General features: G+C 63.4%; 21 protein-coding genes and 1 pseudogene. 14 read left to right on the forward strand and 8 right to left on the reverse strand.

Going from position 1 to position 24,671, the window contains the following annotated elements:
- Positions 1-3: 3 nt before the first annotated feature.
- From V1280_RS40795 to V1280_RS40820, 6 genes are all read left to right on the forward strand, one after another.
- Entirely contained in the window at positions 4-996 is a 993-nt protein-coding gene (locus tag V1280_RS40795; RefSeq protein ID WP_334536391.1) for an ABC transporter substrate-binding protein, read from the forward strand.
- Entirely contained in the window at positions 993-1,841 is an 849-nt protein-coding gene (locus tag V1280_RS40800; protein ID WP_334536393.1) for an ABC transporter ATP-binding protein, read from the forward strand. Before V1280_RS40795 ends, V1280_RS40800 begins: the two co-directional genes overlap by 4 nt.
- A gap of 199 nt (positions 1,842-2,040) precedes the next feature.
- Positions 2,041-3,438: a hypothetical protein gene (locus tag V1280_RS40805; RefSeq protein WP_334536394.1), complete on the forward strand. Its 1,398-nt coding sequence runs from the start codon at positions 2,041-2,043 to the stop codon at positions 3,436-3,438.
- A complete protein-coding gene (locus V1280_RS40810) occupies positions 3,435-4,586 on the forward strand; it encodes a Gfo/Idh/MocA family protein (RefSeq protein ID WP_334536395.1) in 1,152 nt (383 codons plus the stop codon). Before V1280_RS40805 ends, V1280_RS40810 begins: the two co-directional genes overlap by 4 nt.
- Positions 4,587-4,596: 10 nt before the next feature.
- Complete coding sequence (locus tag V1280_RS40815) at positions 4,597-5,787, forward strand: dihydrodipicolinate synthase family protein (protein ID WP_334536396.1); 1,191 nt, start codon at positions 4,597-4,599, stop codon at positions 5,785-5,787.
- Positions 5,787-6,650 (forward strand): sugar phosphate isomerase/epimerase family protein, encoded by an 864-nt coding sequence (locus V1280_RS40820; RefSeq protein WP_334536397.1) that lies wholly within the window; start codon positions 5,787-5,789, stop codon positions 6,648-6,650. The genes V1280_RS40815 and V1280_RS40820 overlap by 1 nt, the downstream gene beginning before the upstream one ends.
- 18 nt (positions 6,651-6,668) lie before the next feature.
- On the opposite strand, the gene V1280_RS40825 is transcribed toward V1280_RS40820, so the two are convergent.
- Positions 6,669-7,847 carry a Spy/CpxP family protein refolding chaperone gene (locus V1280_RS40825; RefSeq protein ID WP_334536398.1) on the reverse strand — a complete coding sequence of 393 codons (1,179 nt, stop codon included), beginning with the start codon at positions 7,845-7,847 and terminating at the stop codon, positions 6,669-6,671.
- A 3-nt stretch (positions 7,848-7,850) separates the two neighbouring features.
- Here V1280_RS40825 and V1280_RS40830 point away from each other — a divergent pair, with 3 nt between their 5' ends.
- Positions 7,851-8,093 (forward strand): hypothetical protein, encoded by a 243-nt coding sequence (locus tag V1280_RS40830; protein ID WP_334536399.1) that lies wholly within the window; start codon positions 7,851-7,853, stop codon positions 8,091-8,093.
- A gap of 533 nt (positions 8,094-8,626) precedes the next feature.
- On the opposite strand, the pseudogene V1280_RS40835 reads toward V1280_RS40830, so the two are convergent.
- Positions 8,627-8,953, reverse strand: a pseudogene (locus V1280_RS40835) (aminotransferase class III-fold pyridoxal phosphate-dependent enzyme); the annotation flags it as partial.
- A 436-nt stretch (positions 8,954-9,389) separates the two neighbouring features.
- On the opposite strand from V1280_RS40835, the gene V1280_RS40845 reads away from it, so the two are divergent.
- The gene (locus V1280_RS40845; protein WP_334536400.1) at positions 9,390-10,547 is read left to right on the forward strand and encodes a diphosphate--fructose-6-phosphate 1-phosphotransferase; all 1,158 of its coding nucleotides are present in this window, start codon (positions 9,390-9,392) and stop codon (positions 10,545-10,547) included.
- Positions 10,548-10,760: 213 nt separating this feature from the next.
- On the opposite strand, the gene V1280_RS40850 is transcribed toward V1280_RS40845, so the two are convergent.
- The 3 genes from V1280_RS40850 to V1280_RS40860 form a co-directional block, all read right to left on the reverse strand.
- A complete protein-coding gene (locus V1280_RS40850) occupies positions 10,761-11,549 on the reverse strand; it encodes an ABC transporter ATP-binding protein (RefSeq protein ID WP_334536402.1) in 789 nt (262 codons plus the stop codon).
- Positions 11,543-12,481, reverse strand: a complete 939-nt coding sequence (locus V1280_RS40855; RefSeq protein WP_442895268.1) for an ABC transporter permease — start codon at positions 12,479-12,481, stop codon at positions 11,543-11,545. The genes V1280_RS40850 and V1280_RS40855 overlap by 7 nt, the downstream gene beginning before the upstream one ends.
- A gap of 101 nt (positions 12,482-12,582) precedes the next feature.
- Entirely contained in the window at positions 12,583-13,620 is a 1,038-nt protein-coding gene (locus tag V1280_RS40860; RefSeq protein ID WP_334538544.1) for an ABC transporter substrate-binding protein, read from the reverse strand.
- Between the two features lie 367 nt (positions 13,621-13,987).
- On the opposite strand from V1280_RS40860, the gene V1280_RS40865 reads away from it, so the two are divergent.
- The gene (locus V1280_RS40865) at positions 13,988-14,536 is read left to right on the forward strand and encodes a hypothetical protein (protein WP_334536404.1); all 549 of its coding nucleotides are present in this window, start codon (positions 13,988-13,990) and stop codon (positions 14,534-14,536) included.
- Between the two features lie 297 nt (positions 14,537-14,833).
- Here V1280_RS40865 and rocD read toward each other — a convergent pair whose 3' ends face one another.
- From rocD to V1280_RS40880, 3 genes are all read right to left on the reverse strand, one after another.
- The gene (gene rocD, locus V1280_RS40870) at positions 14,834-16,048 is read right to left on the reverse strand and encodes an ornithine--oxo-acid transaminase (protein WP_334536405.1); all 1,215 of its coding nucleotides are present in this window, start codon (positions 16,046-16,048) and stop codon (positions 14,834-14,836) included.
- 161 nt (positions 16,049-16,209) lie between these two features.
- Positions 16,210-16,887 (reverse strand): ion channel, encoded by a 678-nt coding sequence (locus V1280_RS40875; protein ID WP_334536406.1) that lies wholly within the window; start codon positions 16,885-16,887, stop codon positions 16,210-16,212.
- Between the two features lie 6 nt (positions 16,888-16,893).
- A complete protein-coding gene (locus V1280_RS40880) occupies positions 16,894-18,114 on the reverse strand; it encodes a cytochrome P450 (protein ID WP_334536407.1) in 1,221 nt (406 codons plus the stop codon).
- Between the two features lie 106 nt (positions 18,115-18,220).
- Between V1280_RS40880 and V1280_RS40885 the strand changes: the two genes are divergently transcribed.
- The 5 genes from V1280_RS40885 (at position 18,221) to V1280_RS40905 (ending at position 24,556) form a co-directional block, all read left to right on the forward strand.
- The gene (locus V1280_RS40885) at positions 18,221-18,763 is read left to right on the forward strand and encodes a phosphonopyruvate decarboxylase (protein ID WP_334536408.1); all 543 of its coding nucleotides are present in this window, start codon (positions 18,221-18,223) and stop codon (positions 18,761-18,763) included.
- Positions 18,760-19,350 (forward strand): thiamine pyrophosphate-dependent enzyme, encoded by a 591-nt coding sequence (locus V1280_RS40890; protein ID WP_334536409.1) that lies wholly within the window; start codon positions 18,760-18,762, stop codon positions 19,348-19,350. Before V1280_RS40885 ends, V1280_RS40890 begins: the two co-directional genes overlap by 4 nt.
- A 145-nt stretch (positions 19,351-19,495) precedes the next feature.
- Positions 19,496-20,197: a TetR/AcrR family transcriptional regulator gene (locus tag V1280_RS40895; protein WP_334538547.1), complete on the forward strand. Its 702-nt coding sequence runs from the start codon at positions 19,496-19,498 to the stop codon at positions 20,195-20,197.
- A gap of 1 nt (position 20,198) precedes the next feature.
- The gene (locus tag V1280_RS40900) at positions 20,199-21,392 is read left to right on the forward strand and encodes an efflux RND transporter periplasmic adaptor subunit (protein WP_334536410.1); all 1,194 of its coding nucleotides are present in this window, start codon (positions 20,199-20,201) and stop codon (positions 21,390-21,392) included.
- Between the two features lie 68 nt (positions 21,393-21,460).
- Complete coding sequence (locus V1280_RS40905) at positions 21,461-24,556, forward strand: MexW/MexI family multidrug efflux RND transporter permease subunit (protein WP_334536411.1); 3,096 nt, start codon at positions 21,461-21,463, stop codon at positions 24,554-24,556.
- The last annotated feature ends 115 nt before the right edge of the window (positions 24,557-24,671 follow it).

The raw sequence follows: 24,671 nt of genomic DNA on the forward strand, positions 1-24,671 counted from the left end.
ACGATGAAGCGATGGATTGGGGCTGCATCTGTGGCGCTGATGGCGTTTGCAGTTGCGCCGGCGCAGGCGGCCGACAAGGTCGTGCTGATGCTCAACTGGTACGTCTATGGCGAGCACGCGCCGTTCTATTACGGCAAGGCCAAGGGCATTTACGGTGCCGAGGGCATCGACCTCGAGATCCAGGAAGGCCGCGGTTCGGCTGCGACCACGCAGGCCGTCGCCGCCAAGACCGCCGATTTCGGCTATGTCGACGTTCCCACCATGATGCGTGCCGCGATCAAGGGTGCGCCTGTGATCGCGACCGGCGTGCTGCTGCAGACCAGCCCGATGTCCGCCATGGGCTTCGTCGACAAGAACATCAAGAAGCCGGAGGACATCAAGGGCAAGACGGTGGCGATCACGCCGGCCGATTCCATGACCCAGATCTGGCCGCTGTTCCTGAAGAAGACCGGCCTGAAGGAAAGCGACTTCACCACGGTTGCCGGTGATGGCCAGACCAAGCTCAACGCCGTCATCAACGGCCAGGCTGATCTGCTGCTCGGCTACGTCATGGACCAGTCGATGAAGATCAAGGACGCCACCGGCAAGGACGTCTATCCGATCAAGTTTGCCGACTACGGCATCAACATGGTCTCCTCCCGCATCATCGCCAACGCCGACTATGTGAAGGCCAATGCTGATCTCGTCCGCCGCTTCATGTCGGCGACGACCAAGGCCGTCGAAGCTGCCGAGAAGGAGCCGAAGGCGGCCGCGCAGTCGATCCTCGATGCCAACCCGAAGGGCGGCAAGATCGACACGCTGACGCAGGGCTTTGAGCTGACCATCCCGCTATACCGGACCGCGGAGACCAAGAGCAAGCGGCCGTTCCAGGTCACCGATCAGAACATGACGGATAGCGTCAATCTGATGGTCGAATATGGCGGCCTCGACGCCAAGGCCAAGGAGAACCCGAAGGCCTTCTACACCAACGACTATCTGCCGAAGAGTGGCACGTGAAACCAGCGACGATCGTGAGTGAAACTGTGCAGCCGGCCGCGCATCTGAGACTGGTGAGCGACCGGGCTGCCGGCGACATTTCGGGCATCACGCTGTCAGGCGTGTCGAAGACCTACCGGACGCGCGACGGCGATGTACCGTCGCTGCGGCCGCTCGATTTCCACATCAACGACGGCGAGTTCTTCGTCGTGGTTGGCCCCAGCGGCTGCGGCAAGTCCACGCTGCTCAAGCTGATCTCGGGGTTGCTGCCGCCGACATCAGGCGAAGTTCTGGTCGAGGGCGAGAAGGTAACGAAGCCGCATGGCAATGTCGGTATCGTCTTCCAGAACGCGCTGCTGCTGCCGTGGCGAAACATCCTGTCCAACGTGATGCTGCCGATCGATATGAAGCGGCTGCCGCGGGACGAATATCTCGTGCGCGCCAAGGCGCTGCTCAAATTGGTCGGGCTCGAAGGGTTCGAGAAGAAGCTGCCCTGGCAGCTCTCCGGCGGCATGCAGCAGCGGGCCTCGATCTGCCGCGCCCTGGTGCACGATCCCAAGATCATGCTGATGGACGAGCCGTTCGGCGCACTCGATGCGCTGACGCGCGAGCGCATGAATGTCGAGCTGATGCGGATCCAGCGCGAGACCAGGAAGACGGTGCTGCTGATCACGCATTCGATTCCGGAGGCTGTGTTCCTCGCCGACCGCGTGCTGGTCATGACCGAGCGGCCCGGCGCGGTCGCCGCGATCTACGACGTGCCGATGCCGCGCCCGCGTTCGCTCGACGTGATGGCCGATCCTGTTTTCACCGAGCTCGTGCAACGAATCCGCAAGCATTTCTTCTCGCAAGGCGCATTGGATTAGAGGATGGTGTTCTCTGAACCGACCACATGCACGGTGCGCTCCCTCCCCCGCTTGCGGGGGAGGGTTGGGGAGAGGGTGTCTCCACCCGCGAGAATCCCCCAGCGGAGAAAACCCTCACCCGGCACTTCGTGCCGACCTCTCCCGCAAGCGGGAGAGGTGCACCGTCCCCGTGGCCAGATCTGTGGGACCCAGTAGCACCATGGCGCCGCGCCTGAAGCTGCGAGACATCGCCTTCTTCGAACGTCCCGTGCATTTCGCGCGGCCGTTCCGCTTTGGCGCTGTTACCATCAATGCGACGCCGCAGCTGTTCGTGCGGGTCGAGATCGTGGTCGAGGGAAAGGGCACCGCGGTTGGCGCCAGCGCCGAACTGCTGGTGCCAAAATGGTTCGACAAGCGACCGGAGCTGTCGCCGGGGCAGACGGTCGACGGCTTGCGCCGGTCGCTCGCGATCGCGCGCGGGCTCTATCTGGCACGGACTGGATTCCAGACGGCGTTCGATCTGCATGCCTCCTGCATCGGGGCCCAGGTCGCAACCTGTGCGAAGCAGAACATTCCGGCGCTTGCCGCGGCCTATGGTCCAGCAGAGATCGACAAGGCGATCCTCGATGCGCTGCTGCGTGGCGTCGAGACGAATTTCTTCGACGGGATGGCCGGCAACATCGCAGGCATCGATGCGCGGCTCTCGCCCGACCTGAAGGAAGCGGACCTCACGACGTTTCTGTCCAGCCGGAAGCCCCTGCCGCGTGTTGCCATCAGGCATACCGTCGGCCTCGACGATACCGTCGAAGGCGAGGGCGGCGTTGCCGATGTGCGCGAAAACGCCGGCGCGAATTACTTCAAGCTGAAACTATCCGGCGATCCCACGGCCGATGCCGCGCGCTTGGCGCGCATCGGCAAGGAGCTCGACACGCTCGGTCGAGACTACAAGGTGACGCTCGATGCCAACGAGCAGTATGCCGATCTGGCCGCCTTGCAGGCGCTGATCGACCGGCTCGATCGCGAACCCGCGCTGCGGTCGATCGCATCGCGTCTGCTCTATATCGAGCAGCCCATGCCGCGCGACATCACCCGGCAATCGCCGCTCGGCTCGCTCGCCGCGCGTGGCTTCATCATCGACGAGGCCGACGATTCCTACGACGCGTTCCCCGCGGCGCGGGCACTTGGCTATCACGGGATTTCTTCGAAATCCTGCAAGGGGCTCTACAAGTCGATCGTCAATGCGACGCGCGCAGCGAAATGGAGCGCGGGCGGCGAAAAATTCTTCGTCACCGGCGAGGACCTCACCTGCCAGGCCGGCCTCGCCGTGCAGCAGGATCTCGCGCTCGGTGCCTTCATCGGCGTCACCCATGCCGAGCGCAACGGCCATCACTATGTCGATGGCTTCGGCGAGACGCCGGCCGCCGAAGCGCAGGCCTTCGCGGCCGCGCATCCCGATCTCTACGCCGATGCCGGGCAGGGCATCCGGCTCAAGATTCACAACGGCGATCTCCTGACGGGATCGCTTCATGCTGCGGGCTTTGCGACGTCGGTCCATCCGGACTGGTCGGCGCTCCGCCCGCTTGAACAGCCAAAATCACTCTTGGAGAAATCGGCATGACCACCCAACGCCTCGGCCTTATCATGAACGGCGTCACCGGCCGCATGGGGCTCAACCAGCATCTGATCCGCTCGATCGTGGCGATTCGCGACCAGGGGGGCGTTCGCCTGAAGAACGGTGACCGCATCATGCCAGATCCGATCCTGGTCGGCCGCAGCGCCGAGAAGGTGGAGGGCCTTGCCAAGCGCTTCAACATCACGCGCTGGACCACCGATCTCGATGCCGCGCTCGCCGACAAGAACGACACCATGTTCTTCGATGCCGCGACCACACAGGCGCGGCCGGGTCTGCTGACCCAGGCCATCAATGCCGGCAAGCACGTCTATTGCGAGAAGCCGATCGCGACGAACTTTGAAGAAGCGCTAGAGGTCGTGAAGCTCGCCAATGCCAAGGGCGTCAAGCACGGCACCGTGCAGGACAAGCTGTTCCTGCCCGGCCTGAAGAAGATCGCCTTCCTGCGCGACTCCGGCTTCTTCGGCCGCATCCTCTCGGTCCGCGGCGAGTTCGGCTATTGGGTATTCGAAGGCGGCTGGCAGGAAGCGCAGCGGCCGTCCTGGAACTATCGCGACGAGGACGGCGGCGGCATCATTCTGGACATGGTCTGTCACTGGCGCTACGTGCTCGACAACCTCTTCGGCAATGTCCAGAGCGTGGTCTGCATCGGCAACACCGACATCCCCGAGCGTTTTGACGAGCAGGGCAAGACGTACAAGGCGACCGCGGATGATTCCGCCTACGCGACCTTCCAGCTCGAGGGCGGCGTCATCGCCCACATCAACATGTCCTGGGTGACGCGTGTCTATCGCGACGACCTCGTCACCTTCCAGGTCGACGGCACGCACGGCTCGGCGGTCGCGGGGCTCACCGACTGCATGATCCAGGCCCGGCAGGCGACGCCACGACCGGTGTGGAATCCCGATGAGAAGCGGCAGCACGATTTCTACGGCGACTGGCAGAAGCTGCCGGACAACGTCACCTACGACAATGGCTTCAAGGAGCAGTGGGAGATGTTCATCCGCCACGTCTACGAGGATGCGCCGTACAAGTTCACGCTGCTGGAGGGCGTCAAGGGCGTGCAGCTTGCCGAATGCGCGCTGAAGAGCTGGAAGGAGCGGCGCTGGATCGACGTCGCGCCGATCAAGGCCTGAGGAGGGACACATGAACAAGCCCGTCCAGCCGATGTCGTCCTTGTCGCTCAAGCTGCCGAAAGCCGATCGCTCGATCGAGACCTATCGGCTCGCAGCCTCGCGCACGTTTCCTGCAAAGCTCGAAGGACCGCTGAACCGCATCGCCTTTTCGGCCGTGCATACCGTCGTCGATCCCTTCGCGGACAACGACCCCTGGCTCTCGGCTGCCGTCGACTGGGACAAGACCATCGCGTTCCGCGAGCACGTCTGGGACCTCGGTCTCGGCGTTGCCGAGGCCATGGACACCGCGCAGCGCGGCATGGGGCTGGACTGGCCGACCTCGCTGGAGCTGATCACGCGGTCGGTCGGCGCCGCCAAGCGCCGCAATGCGCTGGTGTTCTCCGGCGCCGGTACGGACCATCTCGCCGTGGAAGATGCCAAGACCATCGACGACGTGATCCGCGCCTATGAGGAGCAGCTCTCTGCGGTCGAGAAGATCGGCGGCCGCATCATCCTGATGGCGTCGCGCGCGCTGGCAAAACTCGGTCGCGGCGCTGACGACTACGCCAAGGTCTACAACCGTGTGCTGTCGCAGGTCCGTGAGCCCGTGATCATCCACTGGCTTGGCGACATGTTCGATCCGGCCCTGACGGGATACTGGGGCACCAGGGATCTCGACAAGGCGATGGACATTGCCGTGGCCATCATCAACAACAACGCCGCCAAGGTTGACGGCGTCAAGGTCTCGCTGCTCGACAAGCAGCGCGAGATCGACATGCGCAGGCGTCTGGACAAGCGCATCAAGATGTACACCGGCGACGATTTTAATTATGCGGAGCTGATCGCCGGCGACGAGCAGGGCTTTTCGCACGCGCTGCTCGGTATCTTCGATGCGATCGCGCCGGCAGCGTCCTACGCGCTGTCGCGGCTGGCTGCCGGCGATGAAGCCGGTTTCCACGATGTGCTGGGGCCGACCGTGCCGCTCTCGCGCCACATCTTCAAGGCGCCGACGCGCTTCTACAAGACCGGCGTCGTCTTCATGGCGTATCTCAACGGCCACCAGGATCATTTCACCATGGTCGGTGGCCAGGAGAGCACGCGCTCGACGCTGCATCTGGCCGAGTTGTTCCGGCTCGCAGATCAAGCCGGGCTGCTCGCCAATCCGGAACTGGCGACGCGGCGGATAAAGACCGTGCTGGCTTTGCACGGGATCGAATCCTGATGCGTGATTTCTCGTCCGACCATCGCTGGCTATCGCTGAACACGGCGACGGTCCGCAAGCAGGGTGACCTCGTTGAAATCGTCGATGCTTGTGCGAAGTACGGCATCCGGGCCATCGATCCCTGGCGCGACCAGGTCGCGACCGTCGGTCTCGATCGTGCAGTGCGGGCGGTACGTGATGCCGGGCTCGAGCTCTCAGGCTATTGCCGTGGCGGCATGTTCACGTCGGATGCATCACGCCGGGGCGAAGTGCGTGACGACAACCGCCGCTGCGTCGATGAAGCCAAGGCGCTTGGCGCGCCCTGCATCGTGCTCGTCGTCGGTGGCCTGCCGCAATATTCGCGGCCCGGCAGCGAAGCGTCGAAGGATATCGTGGCGGCGCGCGGACAGGTCGAGGAAGCTCTCGCCGACATGCTCGACTACGCCAGGCAAGCAAACCTGCCGTTGGCGATCGAACCTTTGCATCCGGCTTACGCGGCGGACCGCGCTTGCGTGAACACCACAAAGCAGGCGCTCGACATCTGTGATCGTCTCGACCCAGCCCGCAGCGGCATGCTCGGCGTTGCACTCGACGTCTATCACATCTGGTGGGACCCGGAACTGATGGGCCAGATCGCGCGTGCCGGCAAGGATCGGTTGCTGGCCTTCCACGTCTGCGACTGGCTGGTGCCGACCAAGGACATCCTCAACGACCGTGGCATGATGGGCGACGGCGTCATTGACATCAAATCCGCGCGGGCGGCCGTCGAGGCGCAGGGTTTTGCCGGCTATTCGGAGATCGAAATTTTTTCGAACGACTGGTGGGGCAAGCCGATCGACGAGGTGCTGCGCACCTGCATCGCGCGGCACAAGACGGTGGTGTGAGTCACGCGCGCGCTGCCTTTACGGGCTTGCGACCTGTTGCAGCGTGTTGAAGCGCGCCTTCTGCTCGCTGCTCAGCGTGGCATAGAACTCGTCCAGGGCGGGTTCGACCACCTTGGCGGCCGACAGCATGGCCTCGAGCCGGTGCTGCATCGCCTCCAGCCGCCCGACCGGCGTCAGCGGCGCATCGTTCGGACAGGCCGCCTGCAGGCCCTCGACGCCCTTTGCCGTCGCTTCGCTGAGGCGATCGAGCGCCTCCTTCTGCTTGCCGGCGGGATGCAGCACAGCCTCGATCCTTTGGATCGGCAACTGGGTCAGGCCGGACTTCGGATCACCGCAGCCCTCGGCGCTGGCGTCCTGCTGCTGTGATGCGCGGTCGCCGACATTGGGGCCGAGCGCGTTGAAGCGCGCCTGCTGTTCGTCACTCAGCGAGTTGTAGAAATTCTCCAGCGCCGGTCGCACGATCTTGACGGCTTCCAGCGTCGCGTTGATGCGGTTAGTCATCGCCCGCAAGCGGCCGGGAGGAGTCAGTGCATAAGTCTCGGTGCAGGAGTCCTTGAATGCACCGGCAGCCTTCGCCGCCGCGGCCTTCAATTCGTCGAGCAGTGCGCGTTGCTCCGGCGTCGGCTGTACGGCTCGCGTGATATCGGCCAACGGCCAGGCGGTCACGCCCTTATCCGGCGTGCCGCACAATTGCTGGAGCGTTTGCGGACTCACGTTGGCGCTCGCGCGCGAGTGCGCGCGGCCGCCGCCGGCTTGCGGATAGTCATACGGGTTGGTGCTGGCATAGGCAGAATAGGGGCTGTCACCACCCCAGAACACGGTATCGACGAAGTCGTCATACGCGTACGCCCAATAGCCGGGCTCGTAAGCATAGGACCAGAACGTGTAGCTGAAGATGTCGGAATAGGCGTAAGGCCAGAACACGGGGCCAAGCCAGGCCACGAAAGCCGCCGGATGGCGGTGACGCCAGGCCTCCCGGGGAGCCCAGCCGCTCTGCCGGGTGACGAGGGCTGCCCGGGTTTGCGGATTGGCCTGCTCGCGGAAGCGCGCGGCAAACCGTCCACGCTCGGCGGCCTGCGCGGTGCCTGTAAGAGCCGCAGCACGCCCGGCCGGCGGTCCAAGCCGCTGTTGGCGTGCCAGGTCGCTTTGCTGCGCGCGCTGCTCGCGGCCAAGCAAGCGGTTCTGAGTCTGGAGCATCCGTTGCTGCTGCCGTTGCGCCCGCGCGCCTTCCACCTTTTGCGACTGCAATTGCTGCACGCGCTGCTGGAGCCGATCGATGCGGGTCTGGCGCTCCGTCGTCTGGCGCGACAGCATTTCGCGCTGCCGCTGCTGCACCATCTGCTCGCGCTGCTGGATCTGCTGCTGATGCTGTTGCGCACGCTGGTCGATCTGCTCTCGTTGCGACAGCCGCTCGTTTGCGGCCGGCGGTGCGCTTGGGCGTGAAGGGGCGGCGATGTGCGGCGTCGGCTGCGGCGCCATGGCCGGGCGTTGCTGCGCCGCCGGCGCGCGATGAAATTCAGGCCGGGGCGCGGCCATATGCGGGGCAGCCCGTGGCGGCGGTGCAGCGAAATGCGGGGTCGGACGCGGTGGCGGTGAGGCGATGTGCGGCGCCATGGCCGGTCGCTGCGGCATCGCTGGAGGATGGAATGCCGGCGCGGCGGGACGCGCCATGGCTGGCGGGGCTGCCGGACGGGCCATTGCCGGTGGTGCTGCCGGACGCGCCATGGCAGGTGGTGCTGCTGGCCGAGCCGCAGGCGCTGGCCCCGGTCCACCCCTGCCGTGTCCCGGTGGTCCCTGGGCAGACGCGCCGACGCTCGCCGTCAGCATCGAGACACCAATCAAAAAAGCCGTAAGGCAAACGCCACGCGGAAGCATGATCCTAGCTCCCAGCTCGTAATCGCCCACGACTTTTCAACGCACGGGTGGCGGAATGGTTCGTTGTCGGCCGCGGCCGCGATCTTCCGACGCAGGCAGCCTCAAGAGAAATCCTGCGTCAAGATCGTCGCGAACTGCTCCAGCGCCCAGTCGACCTGGTCGCCGGTGATCACCAGCGGCGGAGCGATGCGGATCGTGTGCTCATGGGTGTCCTTGGCGAGGATGCCCTTGCCCTGGAGCGCCTCGCAGTAGTGGCGTGCACGGCCGGCCTCGGGATGCAGCTCGACCGCCAGCATCAGGCCGCGCCCGCGCACGTCGCGGATCGTGTTGGCGCGGATGTCTTTCAAGCCTTTCAGAAAGCGCGCGCCCTGCGCGGCCGCGTTCTCGATCATGCCTTCCTCCACCAGCACGCGCATCGCCGCGCGCGCGCTGCCGTCGAGGCGCAGGGCTATGTCGGCTGTTCCGAGATCGAGATCTTCTCCAACGACTGGTTGGACAAGCCGATGGACGAGGTGCTGCGCACCTGCACCGCGCGGCATGGGACGGTGGTGTAGGTTCGGCGAGCGCTGCCCTCACGGGCTTGCGAGCCTTGCAGCGTGTTGAAGCGTGCCTTCGGCTCGCTGCCCAGCGTGGCAAAAGACTCGTCCAGGGTTGATTGTCTCCTCCATCCGTTTCGAATTGCTTGGGGGCAAACCTCGGCCCTGTAGGAAACTAAGCTATTGATGATGCTTAGGCCTGTAGCTTTTCCGCGTCGCGATACGATACTGCAGGGCAGGCCTCCCGTTGCAGCATTGGCCAATCTTCGCTTCAATCGTCTCTCACAGTCCGCGAGCGGCATAGCCAGAGACAAGTCATGGAGGATCCATGCCATCAATCGTCATCGCCCAGGGCGGCGGCCCCACCGCCGTGATCAACCAGACCTTGTGTGGCGCCATCCTTGCCGCGCGCAGGCATGATCCGTCCTTGCGCATTCTGGGCGCGCGCTATGGTGTGCGAGGCCTCACGGAGGGGAACGTCGTCGACCTAACCACCATGCCCGAGGCCGAACTCCGCCGCCTCGGCAACACGCCCAATTCGGCTCTCGGATCGACCCGCGACAAGCCAGATTCTGGCGCATGCTCTGATATCCTCGCGGCGCTGGACCGGCTGGGCGCCCGCGCCTTTGTCTATATTGGCGGCAACGACACCGCCGGAACGCTCGAACTGCTGCGGCAGCAGTCAAGTGGCCTCTGCCATTTCGTGCATGCCCCGAAGACCATCGATAACGACCTGATGGAGAACGATCACGTCCCCGGCTTCATCTCGGCAGCCGCCTTCGTCGCCAATGCCCTTGTCAGCATAGATCTCGATTTTCGCGCCATGCCCGGCATCTATGTAGCCATCGTCATGGGCCGCCATGCCGGTTTCCTCTCCGCCGCGGCCGCAGGCTGGCAGCAATCGCCCGAGGATGCTCCGCATCTGATCTATAAGCCGGAAAAGCCGTTCTCGGTGGTCCAGTTCCTCGACGACGTCGATGCGGTTTACACGCGGCTGGGCCGCTGCATCGTCTCGATGTCCGAGGGAGTGCAGGACGAAGCCGGCCGGCCTCTCGCCGAGGTGCTGGCGGGCGAGGCGGTCGAGCGCGACGCCCATGGAAATCTGCACCTGACGGGCGGTGATCTCGGCATAGAGATCCAAAAAGCGCTGAAATCGCGTTTTCCCAAGGCAAGGGCGCGTGTCGACACGCTGGGCTATCTGCCACGCGCATATATCGGCGTGATCGACGAAACCGACCGCAAGGAGGCTTTCGACGCTGGCGCATTTGCCGCGCAAAGCGCCTTAACCGGCAGCGGCTCGGTGGTGCTGCATTATGACGGTGAGCGTATCGAACCTCTGCTCGTGCCGCTCGATCGCGTGGCTGGCAAAACACGCCATATGCCTGACGATTTCCTTTTAGGCAGCAATACCGTCTCGGAAGAAGGACGGCGCTATTTTCGGCGGCTTCTACCCAAGCGGCCCGATATCTTCCTGCCGTTCATGTGAAATTGCCGGAGAGAGCATTCTCAACATGAGGCTCTCAGGAATGTTCTTTGGCGCAACCGTGGACGTCCGCTCGTTGACGGTGCAGGGCTCCCGTAGCTTGGTGAAATAGCCGACTGGTGTGCCGATGACACCGGCCTCGCCCTGGATCGGCCCGACCAGGCCCGTAGGATGGGTTGAGCTCTTCGCTTGCCCCGACGAGTCTCCTTTTGACCGCTACCATGCCTCATCGAGGCCGAGATGCTCGAACACCTCGCGACGAAGCTCAACGAAGTGCGGATCGCCCCGGTGGCGGGGATAGGGCTGGCTGTTAACGACCTCGGCCTTGATCCGTGCAGGTCGGTCGCTCAGCACGATGACGCGGCCGGCGAGCAGGAGCGCCTCCTCGACATCGTGCGTGACCAGCAGCGCCGTGAAGCTCGAGCGCTGCCAAAGTGATACAAGTTCCGCCTGCATCGTGATGCGAGTCAGCGAGTCGAGCTGGCCCAAAGGTTCATCGAGAATGAGCAGCTTCGGGTCGTTGACAAGCGCACGCGCCAGAGCCGCGCGTTGCGCCATGCCGCCGGAAAGCTGGTGCGGATAGGCATTGGCGAAGCCCGTGAGCCCCACCAGGCGCAACGCGTCTTCAATACGTCCGCGATGGGTGCGCAACAACCCGCGTGCTTCCAGACCAAGCGCAACGTTGCTCCACACCGTGCGCCATGGATAAAGCGTGGGGTCTTGAAAAACGACGACGCGCGATGGGTCGGGTGCTTCGATCTCTCTTCCCTCCGTTAGCAGGGAGCCAGCTGTCGGAGTATCGAGTCCCGCAACCAGCCGCAGCAAGGTCGATTTTCCGCACCCACTTGGCCCCAGGAGAGCGACGAACTCGCCACGGCCGACCTGCAGGTTGATGCGGTCCAATACCGGCAGGGGCTGCCCTTCGAAATTGAAGCGATGGCTCACTTCGCGGAGCGTTAGTGTCGATCCACGGACCGCGTGATCGCTTGCGATCGCCGCTACCATCGCACCAGACCTTTCTGCCAGGATAGCAGGCGGTCACGCAAGCGGAACAGCAGCGTGATCAGCCCGGAGCACAAGAGCGCCATGAGCAGCAGCGCCGCGTACATATTGGCATAGGCCGCCCAACCCTGCGCCCATTGCAGATACCAGCCGAGCCCCGCCTTCACGCCCAGCATTTCGGCCACGACAAGAACCGCAAACGAGTTGCCGAGTCCCATGAACAGGCCAACAAAGACATGCGGCAATGCCGCCGGAATGGCAACCTTGAACACGAGGAAGCGCTGGGTTGCGCCCAAGGTCCGCGCAATATCGTAATAGGCGCTCTTCACGCAGGCGACGCCCGACCAGGTGAGCACGGTGACCGGAAACCCAGTGGCGAGCGCGATCAGGAAAATGCTGGCGCTGAAGCTCGACGGGAACACGAAAAACGCGAGTGGCAGCCAGGCCGTCGCGGGCAGCGGCCCGATGAACCGCAAAACCGGGTGGATCCAATAGCCGGCGAGCCGCGACCAGCCGATCGCCACGCCGGTCACGAACCCCACCGCCGCACCGAGAAAATAACCGGTCGCGAGCAGACGAATCGAGGCGACGATGCCTTCAGCCAGCCGCCTCCAATCGTCGATTACGACTTCGACAATGGCCTGCGGCGGCGGAAAGAAAGGTAACGGCAGCAATCCGAGCTTTGCTGTGACGGCCTCCCAGGCGGCAAAAAACAGCGCCAGCGCAAACAGCCACGGAGAAAGCCGCTGGAGACGCTGAAAAGCAACAAATCGAACGCCGGCAAAGGCCGCTAAGGCAAGGGCAACGGCCAATACGCCGCAGGCAATGGCGAAGCTGCCCGTGTAGGCCCAATCACTTTCGAGCTTATCCGGCCAGAATGCAGTGAGCGCGGCGACCATCGACCATGCGGCGGCCACAGACAGTCCGCCGATCAAAGACCGAGGGGTTGAACTCTCAAAAGAGCCGAACCCCGATTTCTCTGATGGCCTCGGCACTTCATCGATGACCGAGCTCACTGCGGATCTTCCCAATTGGCTCAGCTTAGAACGTCAAGATAAATCCGCTCGGCGAACTTGGCCGGGTCAGTGCTTCGCTTCATGACGTTCACTGCCTTGAGTTCATCGGTGTAGAGCAGAAGTTGCTTCTTGAGCTCCGCCCCGACGGGGTGCCTGTGGTGAGTATGGCTGCGATACATGGTGGCGAGATCCTCTACGGATCCTCTCCCGCCGTAGCCCGAATAGATTGCCGCGGCATCGGCGGGATCGCTGGCAACCAGGTCTGCCCCCTCCAGTATCGATCGGGTCAGAGCGGCCGCCACCGGCATTTCGCTTCGGGTGAGGCTGCCACGTATCGCGAGAACGCAGCAGGTGCGGTCGGCAAATTCACCCGTCAAGTTCGTCGCGATCTCGTTGAGTTTGCCTTCCTTGAGCCAGAGGTAGGGCAGCGGATCTATCTCGGCTAGCGCCTGCACTTCGCCCTTGTCGACCGCAAGAGCGAGCAGATTGGCCGGGTACTGGCGCCACTCTACCTCTTGGGCCGGGTCGATACCCTTTTTGGCGAGGTAGATCGAAAAGAAGTTCTTCGCTGGACTCGCCTGATCGCTAATCCCGATAGCCTTGCCGCGCAGGGACTCCAGGCTGTCAATATTCGCTGCCTTGGAGCCGAGGAGCCGGATGCAGCCGCCGTGCACACCCGCAGTGATCCGAACGTCGAAACCTTGCTCCAGAGGTTTGAGCCAGCGCAGGGCCAATCCCAAACCGGCATCCGCCTTGCCAGTTGCAATCGCCTCCAACAACTGGTCGGTGGAACCGCCGAAATTGACGAATTCGACATCGAGGTTGTGCTTGGCGAAGATACCCCGCTCCTTTGCGACTGCCGCAGCGACCGTGCACGCCGCGTTCGCGTTCCAAGCGAGTTTGAGTTGGCGGGCTGGGCCCTGCAGCTCTTCACCATTCGCAGCGGTGCGGCAAATAAAAGGCTCGCCGGGAATATAAGACAGCGATCCAGTCCCGGATGCCGTCAGCGCACGAGCCGCTCCGAACATCCCTGGCGCCGCGGCGCCGAGAGTGCCCATTAAGGTGAGCACCGTGCGGCGGGAGAAGGCGCTTCGCTTCGCCTCGGGTAGACCTTTCGTTGAGTTGTTGCCAATTTCGCGCTTTTCCATGATGTCGCTCCCAAACTCGCGTGTGAGTGGAACAAATCCATTGGAACGGGTGCACTTCGCGGGGCCCTACCTCACCTCTCCGTGGGCATCATCCGAGCCCGCCTGCTACACAGGTGTGAAGGCGTTCACATTAACCCAAAAAATTGCGAGGAGATAGCGGTGCGGCGATCAAGGCTCTTGTCAATCGTGTTGACCTACTCACTCGCGATTTGGTCGCGCCACGCGAGTAGATGATCAGTATTTCGGGTCGAGCGCACGCTCCAGCATGGAGCTTGCGTTGCGCGAATTGAACGACGCCTACATCAAGATCATGCAGGATAAGGCTGAACCTCCCGGCGCGAAGTCCAGCATGCTATGGAATAGTTGGCTGGTCGCAGCAGAACCGAAGCTACTGGTTAGGCTTTGCGCATTTGCCCCATCGGCTTCCCGCTTTGCTTGCTTGATCCCGGGGAATGCCATCAACGTTGCGCCGGGGATATACTTACAAGGAGGTCGCATGATTACCGCCGTTGTACGATACAAGCTGCCGCCGCAGATCGACTGTGCCGCGTGTCGTGAGCACTTTCACAAGATCGCACCCAACTTCCGCGAGGTGACGGGGCTGATCAGCAAGCACTTCATCTGGTCTGAAAGCGGCTGGGCCGGCGGCGTGTACCAATGGGAGCGCATCGAGGACGCCAAGGCGTTCTACACCGGGCCGTGGCTCGAGGGCATCATCAAGCGCTACGGTATGAAGCCGGAGATCGATCTATACGAGGTTTTTGCGGTGACAGACAACACGTGCGGCAAGGTTGAACTGTTCAAGGAGACCGTAGCCATCGAGTGACCCTGTGCGGACATATCGACCTGCCAATTATGTATTTTTTCTCGCCCCTGTCGCGGCTATGGTCGCTTCGACGCTCGTTATTGCGACCCAAGGGGGGCTTCTGGCCCATCGCGTCGTTTCGACGCGGTGCGGAATGTGATCGCTACCGGGCCATAACGGACATTGGGCAGGCCTGCACCAATCAAGCCCGGTTTGTGAGTCCGCGCCTATCGTAATCGGCCACAACTTTCAGCGCACAAGTGGCGGAATGGTTCGTTGTCGGCCTCGGCCGGCATGGCGATCCCCAATGCGGCCCTCTCAAGAGAAATCCTGCGTCAAGATCGTCGCGAACTGCTCCAGCGCCCAGTCGACCTGGTCGCTGGTGATCACCAGCGGCGGTGCGATGCGGATCGTGTGCTCATGGGTGTCCTTGGCGAGGATGCCCTTGCCCTGGAGCGCCTCGCAGTAGCGGCGGGCGCGGCCGGCCTCGGGATGCAGCTCGACCGCCAGCATCAGGCCGCGCCCGCGCACGTCGCGGATCGTGTTGGCGCGGATGTCCTTCAAGCCTTGCAGGAAGCGCGCGCCCTGCGTGGCCGCGTTCTCGATCATGCCTTCCTCGACCAGCACGCGCATTGCCGCGCGCGCCACCGCGCAGGCCAGCGGATTGCCGCCGAAGGTCGAGCCATGCTGCCCGGGTCTCAATGTCCCGAGCACGTCGTTGTTGGAGAGCACGGCCGACACCGGATAGAAGCCGCCGGACAAGGCCTTGCCGAGCAGCGTCACGTCCGCCTCGATGCCCTCGTGCTGTTCGGCGAGCAGCTTGCCGGTGCGGCCGAGTCCGGTCTGGATTTCGTCGAGCACCAGCATCACATTGTTGGCGGTGCAGAGCTCGCGGACCTCCGTGAAATAGCCTGCCGGTGGAATGATGACACCGGCCTCGCCCTGGATCGGTTCGACCAGAAAGGCGACCGTATTTGGCGTGATCGCCGCGTCCAGCGCCGCGGCATCGCCGAACGGGATGATCCTGAAGCCCGGCGCGAACGGTCCAAAGTGTCCGCGTGTCTCGGCGTCCGTTGAAAAGCCGACGACGCCCAGCGTGCGTCCGTGGAAATTGTCGGCGCAGACGATGATCTCGGCCTGGCCGTCCGGCACGCCCTTCACCTCATAGCCCCATTTGCGCACCGACTTGATTGCGCTTTCGACCGCCTCGGCGCCGCTGTTCATCGGCAGCACCTTGTGGGAGCCGGTCAGCGCCGCGATCTCTTGGTAGAACAAGGCGAGCTGATCGTTGTGGAAGGCGCGCGAGGTCAGCGTCAGGCGGTGCGCCTGTTCCACCATCGCCGCCAGGATCTTGGGGTGGCAGTGGCCCTGGCTCACCGCGGAATAGGCGGACAGGCAATCGAGATAACGGTTGCCTTCGGTATCCCAGACCCAGACACCTTCGCCGCGCGACAGGACGACCCCGATCGGCGCGTAATTGTTGGCGCCGAAGCGCGCTTCCGTTGCGAGGAGATCAATGACCGACGAGCTCATTTTTCGTCACTCCCATTGGGCAGCCCGGGATGTGCGCGATGCTGCCGATTTGCTTCGGCGTGTCAAATGGTTCTGCGCATCCACCGGGCATTTTCGGCCGAGCTGTCAGCTACTGTGCATGGGGTTGTTTTCGACTTTTTGGGTCGATGGGGGCTAGCTAGTCAGGAGTCCTGCCTGCGATGCTCGATCTCGAGCGTGACGAGGCGCGCCAGCAACGTCGCCGGATAGAGCTGGCCGAAGATGGCTTCCATGTTGCACAGGCTGCGCGCAACCGGATGCAGCGGGGCGACATCGCCGTATCCGGTCGTGGTCATCGTTGCGAAGCTGAAATAGATGACCTCGCTTGCGAGCCTGGGACTGTCTTCCACCTTCATGCTGACGAAGGCGTCCGCATCGAGCGAACCGATGAAGGTGTAGAGGGCTGCGAAGATGATCGCGACCGTCAGATAAAGCAGGATCGCGCCGATCACGCGATGATAGGTCACGCGCCCCGGCGCAAAAGTCTGGCGCGCGACCGCCCAGGCCATCGTCACTCCCACGATGAACCACGACCCCGCGAACAGATTGAGGTCCAGAATGGACGGCGATTTGATCCGCAGGATCGCGCCGGTCACGATCATGCCGAGCGCGATCAGCATGCCGATGACCGCGACCGGGCTGCCGGATATCACGAAGATGCCGCAGACCAGCAGCACCGCAAGAAACAACTCGGTCACCTGGAAGGCGAAGAGGCCCAATGCCTGCAACGGCGAGATCACGAACATCATGATCACCAGCAGCACTGTCAGCACCGTCAGGGCCGGATCGGCCCAGCGTTCGCGCAATTGATCGATGTTCATGACGCCTCAGCCGATCGAGCAGGGGACGCTCAGGAAGCCGCGGAACCGGACGCGGCCACCGCGCACGGGCTGACTGCTTACGGCATAGTCCGGGAAGCGCGCCAGGAAACGCGAGATCGCAATTGCGCCTTCGAGCCGGGCCAGCGCCATGCCGGCGCATTGATGCGCGCCGGTGGCAAACGCCAGATGCCGGTTCGGGGTGCGCGCGACGTCGAAGCGTTCGGGATCGGGAAACTGCGCAGGGTCGCGGTTGGCCGCACCGATGCATAGCGTGACCGACGTGCCGGCCTCGAGCAGCACGCCGCCGAGCTCGATCCGCTCGGTCGTCATGCGATTGCCGAGCTGGTTCGAGCTTTCGTAGCGCAGGATCTCCTCGACGCCGGTCTTGATGAGATCTGGATGGTCGATCAGCCGCCGCTTCTGGTCCGGATTTCGATGTAACGCGACGAGGCCGTTGCCGATCAGATTGGTAGTCGTCTCGTGACCGGCATTGAGCAGGAAGATGCAATTATGCAGCAGCTCCTTCTCGGTCAACCGCTCACCGTTGTCTTCACCCTGGATCAGGCGCGTCAGCACGTCGCGCTCGGGATTGCCTAGCTTCTGACGTCGGCGCGCGACCAGCGTCTCGAGATAGGCAAGGAAATCCGCCACCGCCTTGTTGCCGCTCGCGGCGACGTCGGGCGATACGACGGGCTCGAGCGCACCAAGGATCGCCAGCGACCAATCGCGCAACGGCGCGCGTTCCTCATGGGGGACGTCGAGCAGATTACCGATGACCTCGATCGGGATGGAGGCGGCGAAATCCTCGATCAGCTCGCAATCGCCCTTGGCCGCGATGGCGTCGAGCAGGCCGTCGACCAGCCTGACGATGTCAGCCTCCATCCCCGCGATCGCGCGCGGCGACAGCGCTCCCATGATCAGGCGCCGCACCCGGGTGTGCGCGGGCGGATCGTTGAAGACGAGGCTCGTGGTGTGGTGCTCGTAGAGCGGGGTGTCGCCATATTTCGGCGCGAACTCGCGCTGCTTGTCCGAGCTGAACGATTTTGTGTTCTTGTAGGTGGTGACGAGGTCGTCGTAGCGGGTCAGGAATACGGTGCCGCTCGGCAGGCGCTTGACCGGCTCGTTCTCCCGCAGTGCACGATAGGTCGGGTAGGGATCGTCGTAGAATTCGCTCGTCAGCTTCGCCAGATCGAAATTGGCCGCCAGTTCTTTCGCAGCTGCGTTCATGCGCCATACTCACCGGTTGAGACCGATATGCCGTTTTCGCTCTTTCGAGCCGTGCGGATCACCGTCTACAGTCTCGCTGTGATTTGCTAGCCGACCGGACAGGAAAATGCACGCCCGCGCTGACGCTTCCGACACGGCCCCGAACTGGCCGGACGATATTTTCGCGACCTTGCAACGCTTCGACGTGCGGCAGGTGCCTTACGTGCCCGATGCCGGCCATTCGACGCTGATCCGGCGCGTGCTGGGCTCCTCCACGATGCGCGGCATTCCGCTGACGACGGAGGAGGAGGGCGTGGCGCTGCTCGCCGGCGCCTGGACCGGCGGCCAGCGCGGCGTGCTGCTGATGCAGTCGAGCGGCGTCGGCAATTGCATCAACATGCTGTCGCTGATCCCGATCCTGCGCTTTCCGTTCCTCACCCTCGTGACCATGCGCGGCGAGTGGGGCGAGTTCAATCCGTGGCAGGTGCCGATGGGCTCGACCACGCAGGGCGTGTTCGAACTGTCCGGCGTCAAGGTGTTGCGCGCCTCGAACGCAGCCGAGGTGCCGGCGGTGTTGGAGGCGGCCGCGGCCCAAGCCTACAACGCGCTGACGCCCACCGCCGTCCTGCTGTCGCAGCGCCTGATCGGCGCCAAGGTTTTCACCAAATGAGCAAGGCCAATCTCCTCGGCCGTCGCCAAGTGGTGTCCGCGCTGCTTGCGAACCGCAAAGACGTGGTTGCGATCGGTGGCCTCGGTGCCTCCACCAACGACATCACCGCCGCGGGCGATCACGCCCGCAATTTCTATCTCTGGGGCGGCATGGGCGGGGCGGCGATGATCGGATTGGGCCTCGCGCTGGCGCAGCCAAAATTGCCGGTGCTGGTCATCACCGGCGACGGCGAGATGCTGATGGGGATGGGCAGCCTTGCCACCATCGGCCTGCAGAAGCCGTCCAACCTCTCGATCGTCGTGCTCGACAACGAGGCCTATGGCGAGACCGGCGGCCAGACCAGCCACACCTCGGCTGCTGCCGACCTCGTCGGCGTCGCCAAGGCCTGCGGCATCGCCGACAGCCGGGCGATCTCGACCATGGCTGAGGTGGAAGCCTTCGCCAAAGCCGTCCACGACCTCTCGGCGGGCCCTCGCTTTGCCAATGTGAAGATCGACAGCGCCAGCGTTGAGCGGATCTTGCCGAGCCGGGACGGGACCTACATCGTCAACCGGATCCGCGGCGACCTCGGCTTCCAGCCGATCTGACGCCGATCCCTGATCTGGTTCCCCGCGCGCGGCGTTTACCCCCGCGGCGGTAAGTTGTGACCGATTTCCAACAGATCCCCACCCATCTAGGTTGCGTCGCACCATTTGGCTTGACTTTTGCGTGGGTGAGTGCTTACTCACTAACATGAGCTCATTGCGTATGACGAGCGACCTGAGGCGTCAATTGATCCTCGGAGCCGCAAAACGCTGCTTTGCCCGGCACGGCTATACCGGCACCACGACCAAGAGCGTGGCGGCCGCTGCTGCCATTTCCGAGGCGCTGCTGTTCAAGCATTTTCCGTCCAAAGCGGCGCTCTATGCCGAAATCCTTGCTGACGAGTGCGAGGCGGACCCGGCGCTCATGGAGCTGCTCGAGCGGGAGCCGTCGACCGCCACCCTGGTCGAACTGATCCGCGGCATGGTCCAGCATTTCCTGCTGATCGTCGATGGCCCCGACCAGGAGGAGGCGCAGCGCCTGCGACTGATGGCCACCAGTCATCTGGATGACGGCGAATTCGCTCGTTTGCTATATGCCAAGATCGAGACGCTGATCGGAGCGGTCTTCGTCGCCTCGCTCGAACGCGCGGTCGCCTCCGGCGATGCGCGGGCGAGTGGCAGCGAACCGCTCAACCTGTTCTGGTTCGCGCATCATACGGTGATGACCGCTGCGCTGACCAGGCTGCCGTCCGTACCCTGTCTGGCTTACGGCAGGGCGAACGAATTGGAGCGGCAGCTCTGTGAGTTTCTCTTGAGAGGCATCGGACTTAACGACGCCGCAATTGCTTCGCATTTGGGCCGCGATCAGGCCGCGGATGCGGGCAAGACGGCGATTGCAGAAAGCGCATGACATGAACATCGTAGCCGAACACAAGATTTCGGGCGAACCGATCGACAGCAAGGCTCCCAAGCGTCCGGTTCGGCCGGTGCTCTGGTTCATCATCGTCGGCACGCTCCTGGGCGCGCTCGTCGGTGGCCTCGTCTGGTTCAATTATTTCCGCGGCCAGATGATCAAGCAGTTCTTCGCCAACAACAAGCCGCCGCCGACCGCAGTCAGCGCGGCGGAAGCGAAGTCCGAGGTGGTGCCGAACCTGCTCACCGCAGTCGGCGGCCTCGCCGCCGTGCACCAGGTCGATGTCAGCGCCGACGTCAATGGCCGCGTCACCGAGATCAAGTTCGAGCCGGGCGCCCATGTCGAAGCCGGCATGCCGCTGGTGCAGCTGTTCGACGCGCCGGACCAGGGTGACCTCGCCAACTACAAGGCGCAGGCAACGGTCGCGCAGCTGTCGCTCGACCGCGCCAAGCAACTGGCGTCGCGCCAGTTCGGTCCGCAGGCGACCGTCGATTCCGCGCAGGCCGCCTACGACCAGGCGCTGGCCGGTATCGCCAAGACCGAAGCGCTGATCTCCCAGAAGCTGGTCCGCGCGCCCTTCTCCGGCGATCTCGGCGTCCGCAAGGTCGAAGTCGGTCAATATCTCACCGCCGGTACGGCCATCGTGTCGCTGACCGATCTGTCGGAGCTGTGGGCCAACTTCACCGTGACGGAAAAGGATTCGGCCAACCTCAAGGTCGGGCAGTCCGTCCGATTGAAGGTCGACGCCTATCCGGGTCGCGTCTTCGACGCCAAGGTCACCACGATCGAGCCGCAAGTCGCGGCCGACACCCGCAACATCCGCGTGCAGGCGACCGTCTCCAATCCGGAGAAGATCCTGAAGCCAGGCATGTTCGTGACCACAACGGTGGTGTTGCCGAACAAGCCGGCCGTGATCACGGTTCCGGAGACGGCGGTCGACTACACGCTGTACGGCGACTCGGTGTTCGTGATCACCGAGAAGAAGGAAGAAGACGGCAAGACCAGCCTGTCCGCGGTGCGCACCTTCGTGCAAACCGGAAACCGGGTTGATGGTCGCGTCGAGATCATCAAGGGGGTGAAGCCGGGCGATAAGGTCGTCGCCGTCGGCCAGCTCAAGTTGCAATCGGGCGCTGCTGTTGCGATTTCGACCGATCCGGCTCCGCAGATCCCGGCGCAACCGCCGCGCTACTGACAATACACTCACGTGATCCGGCCTGGCCGGATCACGTTTCTTGAGACATAGAGATCGAGATCGTCGCGATGGCCTTTACTGATATTTTCATCAAGCGCCCGGTTCTGTCGGTCGTCGTCAGCCTGCTGATCCTGCTGATCGGACTGCGCGCTGCGATGGTGCTGCCGATCCGGCAATATCCGAAGTTGTCGAACACGGTCATCAACATCACGACCGTCTATCCCGGTGCGTCGGCCGACCTGATCCAGGGCTTCATCACCACGCCAATCGAGCAGGCGGTCGCCTCGGCCGAGGGCGTCGACTACATCACCTCGTCCTCGGTGCTCGGCACCTCGACGATCCAGGTCTATATCAAACTGAACTTCGATCCGAACCAGGCGCTCACCGAGGTGCTGGCCAAGACGAACTCGGTCAAATATCTGATCCCGAAGGAATCCAATGATCCGATCGTCACCAAGACGACCGGCCAGACGACGGCCGTGATGTATCTCGGCTTCTCCTCGGAGGAGCTGTCGGGCTCGGCGATCTCCGATTATCTGACGCGCGTGGTGCAGCCGGTGCTGTCGACCGTCGACGGTGTCGCGTCCGCGGACATCCTGGGCGGTCAGACCTTTGCGATGCGGCTGTGGCTTGATCCGGTGAAGATGGCCGGCCGGAATGTGTCGCCGGCCGACGTCGCTGCCGCGATCGCCGCCAACAACTTCCAGTCCGCGGCGGGCCAGACCAAAGGCTATCTGATCGTCTCGAACATCTCGACGAACACCGACCTCGGTAACGTCGAGCAGTTCAAGAAGATGATCGTCAAGGCCAAGGACGGCGGCTTCGTGCGGATGGAGGACATTGCTACCGTCGAGCTTGCCGCGCAAAGTACGGATGCGAGCGTCGCCTTCAACGGCGAGCACGCGATCTTTATCGGCGTGAACGCGACGCCGCAGGGTAACCCGCTGACGCTGGTGAAAGGCGTGCGCGCGCTGTTCCCCGAACTCGAGCGAAATCTGCCGCCGTCGATGAAGATGAAGGTCGCCTACGATTCGACCAAGTTCATTCAGTCGTCGATCGACGAGGTGGAGAAGACGCTGGGCGAAGCCGTGATCATCGTGATCGTGGTGATCTTCCTGTTCCTGGCCTCGCTCCGTTCGGTCATCATCCCGGTCGTCACCATCCCGTTGTCGATGATCGGCGTCTGCACCCTGATGCTGGCGCTGGGCTTCAGCTTCAACCTGCTGACCCTGCTGGCGATGGTGCTGGCGATCGGCCTCGTGGTCGACGACGCCATCGTGGTGGTGGAGAACATCCACCGCCATCTGGAGGAAGGGAAGACACCGGTGCAAGCGGCGTTGCAAGGCGCGCGCGAGATCGTCGGCCCGGTCGTCTCTATGACGATCACGTTGGCGGCGGTGTACGCGCCGATCGGCTTCCTCGGCGGCCTCACCGGTTCGCTATTTCGCGAATTCGCCTTCACGCTCGCCGGCTCGGTGATCGTCTCCGGCGTGATCGCGCTGACGCTGTCGCCGATGATGTGCTCGGTGCTCCTCAAGAATACCGAAGAGGGGCGTTTCGCCAAGCTCGTCAACAAGGTGTTCGGCGCCCTGACGCGCTGGTACGGCCGCCGGCTCGACCGCTCGCTCGACTACAAGGCCATCACCGGCCTGTTCGCAATCACGATCCTCGGGCTCGTCGGCTTCCTCTACATGCACACCTCGAAGGAGCTGGCGCCTGAGGAGGACCAGGGCATCGTGTTCGCGGTGACCAAGGCGCCGAAATATGCCAACATCGATTACGTCGATTTCTACGGCGAAAAGCTCGACAAGGAATTCCAGAAATTCCCCGAGACCGATCTGCGCTTCGTGCTGAACGGCATCAACGGTCCGCAGGGCGGCATCGCCGGCATGCTGCTGAAGTCGTGGGATGAGCGCAAGCGGTCGTCGATCCAGTTGAAGCCGCTGGTGCAGGCCGAGCTTTCCAAGATCGAGGGCGTGCAGGCCTTTGCGTTCAATCTCCCGCCGCTGCCGGGCGGGCCGGGCGGTCTGCCGGTTCAGATGGTGATCAACTCGACCGCGGGCTTCCAGGCCGTATATGAGCAGATGGAGAAGCTGAAGGCCGCCGCGCGCAAGAGCGGCATGTTCATCGTCTCCGACAGCGATCTCGCCTACAATCAGCCGACTGTGACGGTGAAGATCGATCGCAGCAAGGCACAGGATCTCGGCGTCAACATGCAGACCCTCGGCAGCGCGCTCGCGGTGCTGCTGGGCGGCAACTACATCAACCGCTTCAATCTCGAGGGTCGTTCCTACCAGGTGATCCCACAGGTGCCGCGCGGCCAGCGGCTCTCGCCGGAATCGCTCGGTAGCTACTACGTCACCACCAATACCGGTCAGCAGCTTCCGTTGTCGACGGTAGTGTCGATCCAGACCAGGACCGATCCGAATTCGCTGACGCACTACAATCAGCTCAACTCGGCGACGTTCTCGGCCGTGCCGATGCCCGGTGTGACCGTCGGTGCGGCGGTCGACTTCCTTGAAGGCGAGGCCAAGAAGCTGCCGCAAGGCTTCAGCCACGACTATCTCGCGGATAGCCGGCAGTATGTGCAGGAGGGCAACCAGCTCGCGATCACGTTCGGCTTCGCGCTGGTCATCATCTTCCTGGTGCTGGCAGCGCAATTCGAGAGCTTGCGCGACCCGTTTGTCATCATGATCTCGGTCCCGATGGCGATCGTCGGTGCGTTGATCCCGCTGTTCTTTGGCGTTGCGACCATGAACATCTACACCCAGGTCGGTCTGCTCACCCTGGTCGGCCTGATCACCAAGCACGGCATCCTGATGGTGGAGTTCGCCAATGAGCTCCAGGTCAACGAGCGGCTCGACCGCCGCTCGGCCATTGAAATGTCAGCCCGCATCCGCCTGCGGCCGATCCTGATGACGACGGCCGCGATGGTCACCGGTCTGATCCCGCTGCTGACGGCATCCGGCGCCGGTGCGGCCAGCCGCTTCTCGATCGGCCTCGTCGTCGTCGCGGGCATGTCGATTGGCACGCTGTTTACGCTGTTCGTGCTGCCGGCGGTCTACGTCGTGCTGGCGACCGACCATCGTGCGGCGGCTGATTCCGAGCGGAATAAGCAGGTCAACGAGGTTGATCTCGACTCCAAGGTGCTCCGGCCGACCTGATCAAGGCTCGATTTGCGTGTGAAGCGGCAACAGCCATCGCTGTTGCCGCTTTTTTTGTCGAGCGATATCTCGTGGTATGATCGCTGCAGCGCCGTGATGGTGCGCTTGAGGCGGG

The organism is Bradyrhizobium sp. AZCC 2230, assembly GCF_036924495.1.
Classification (GTDB): Bacteria; Pseudomonadota; Alphaproteobacteria; order Rhizobiales; family Xanthobacteraceae; genus Bradyrhizobium; species Bradyrhizobium rifense.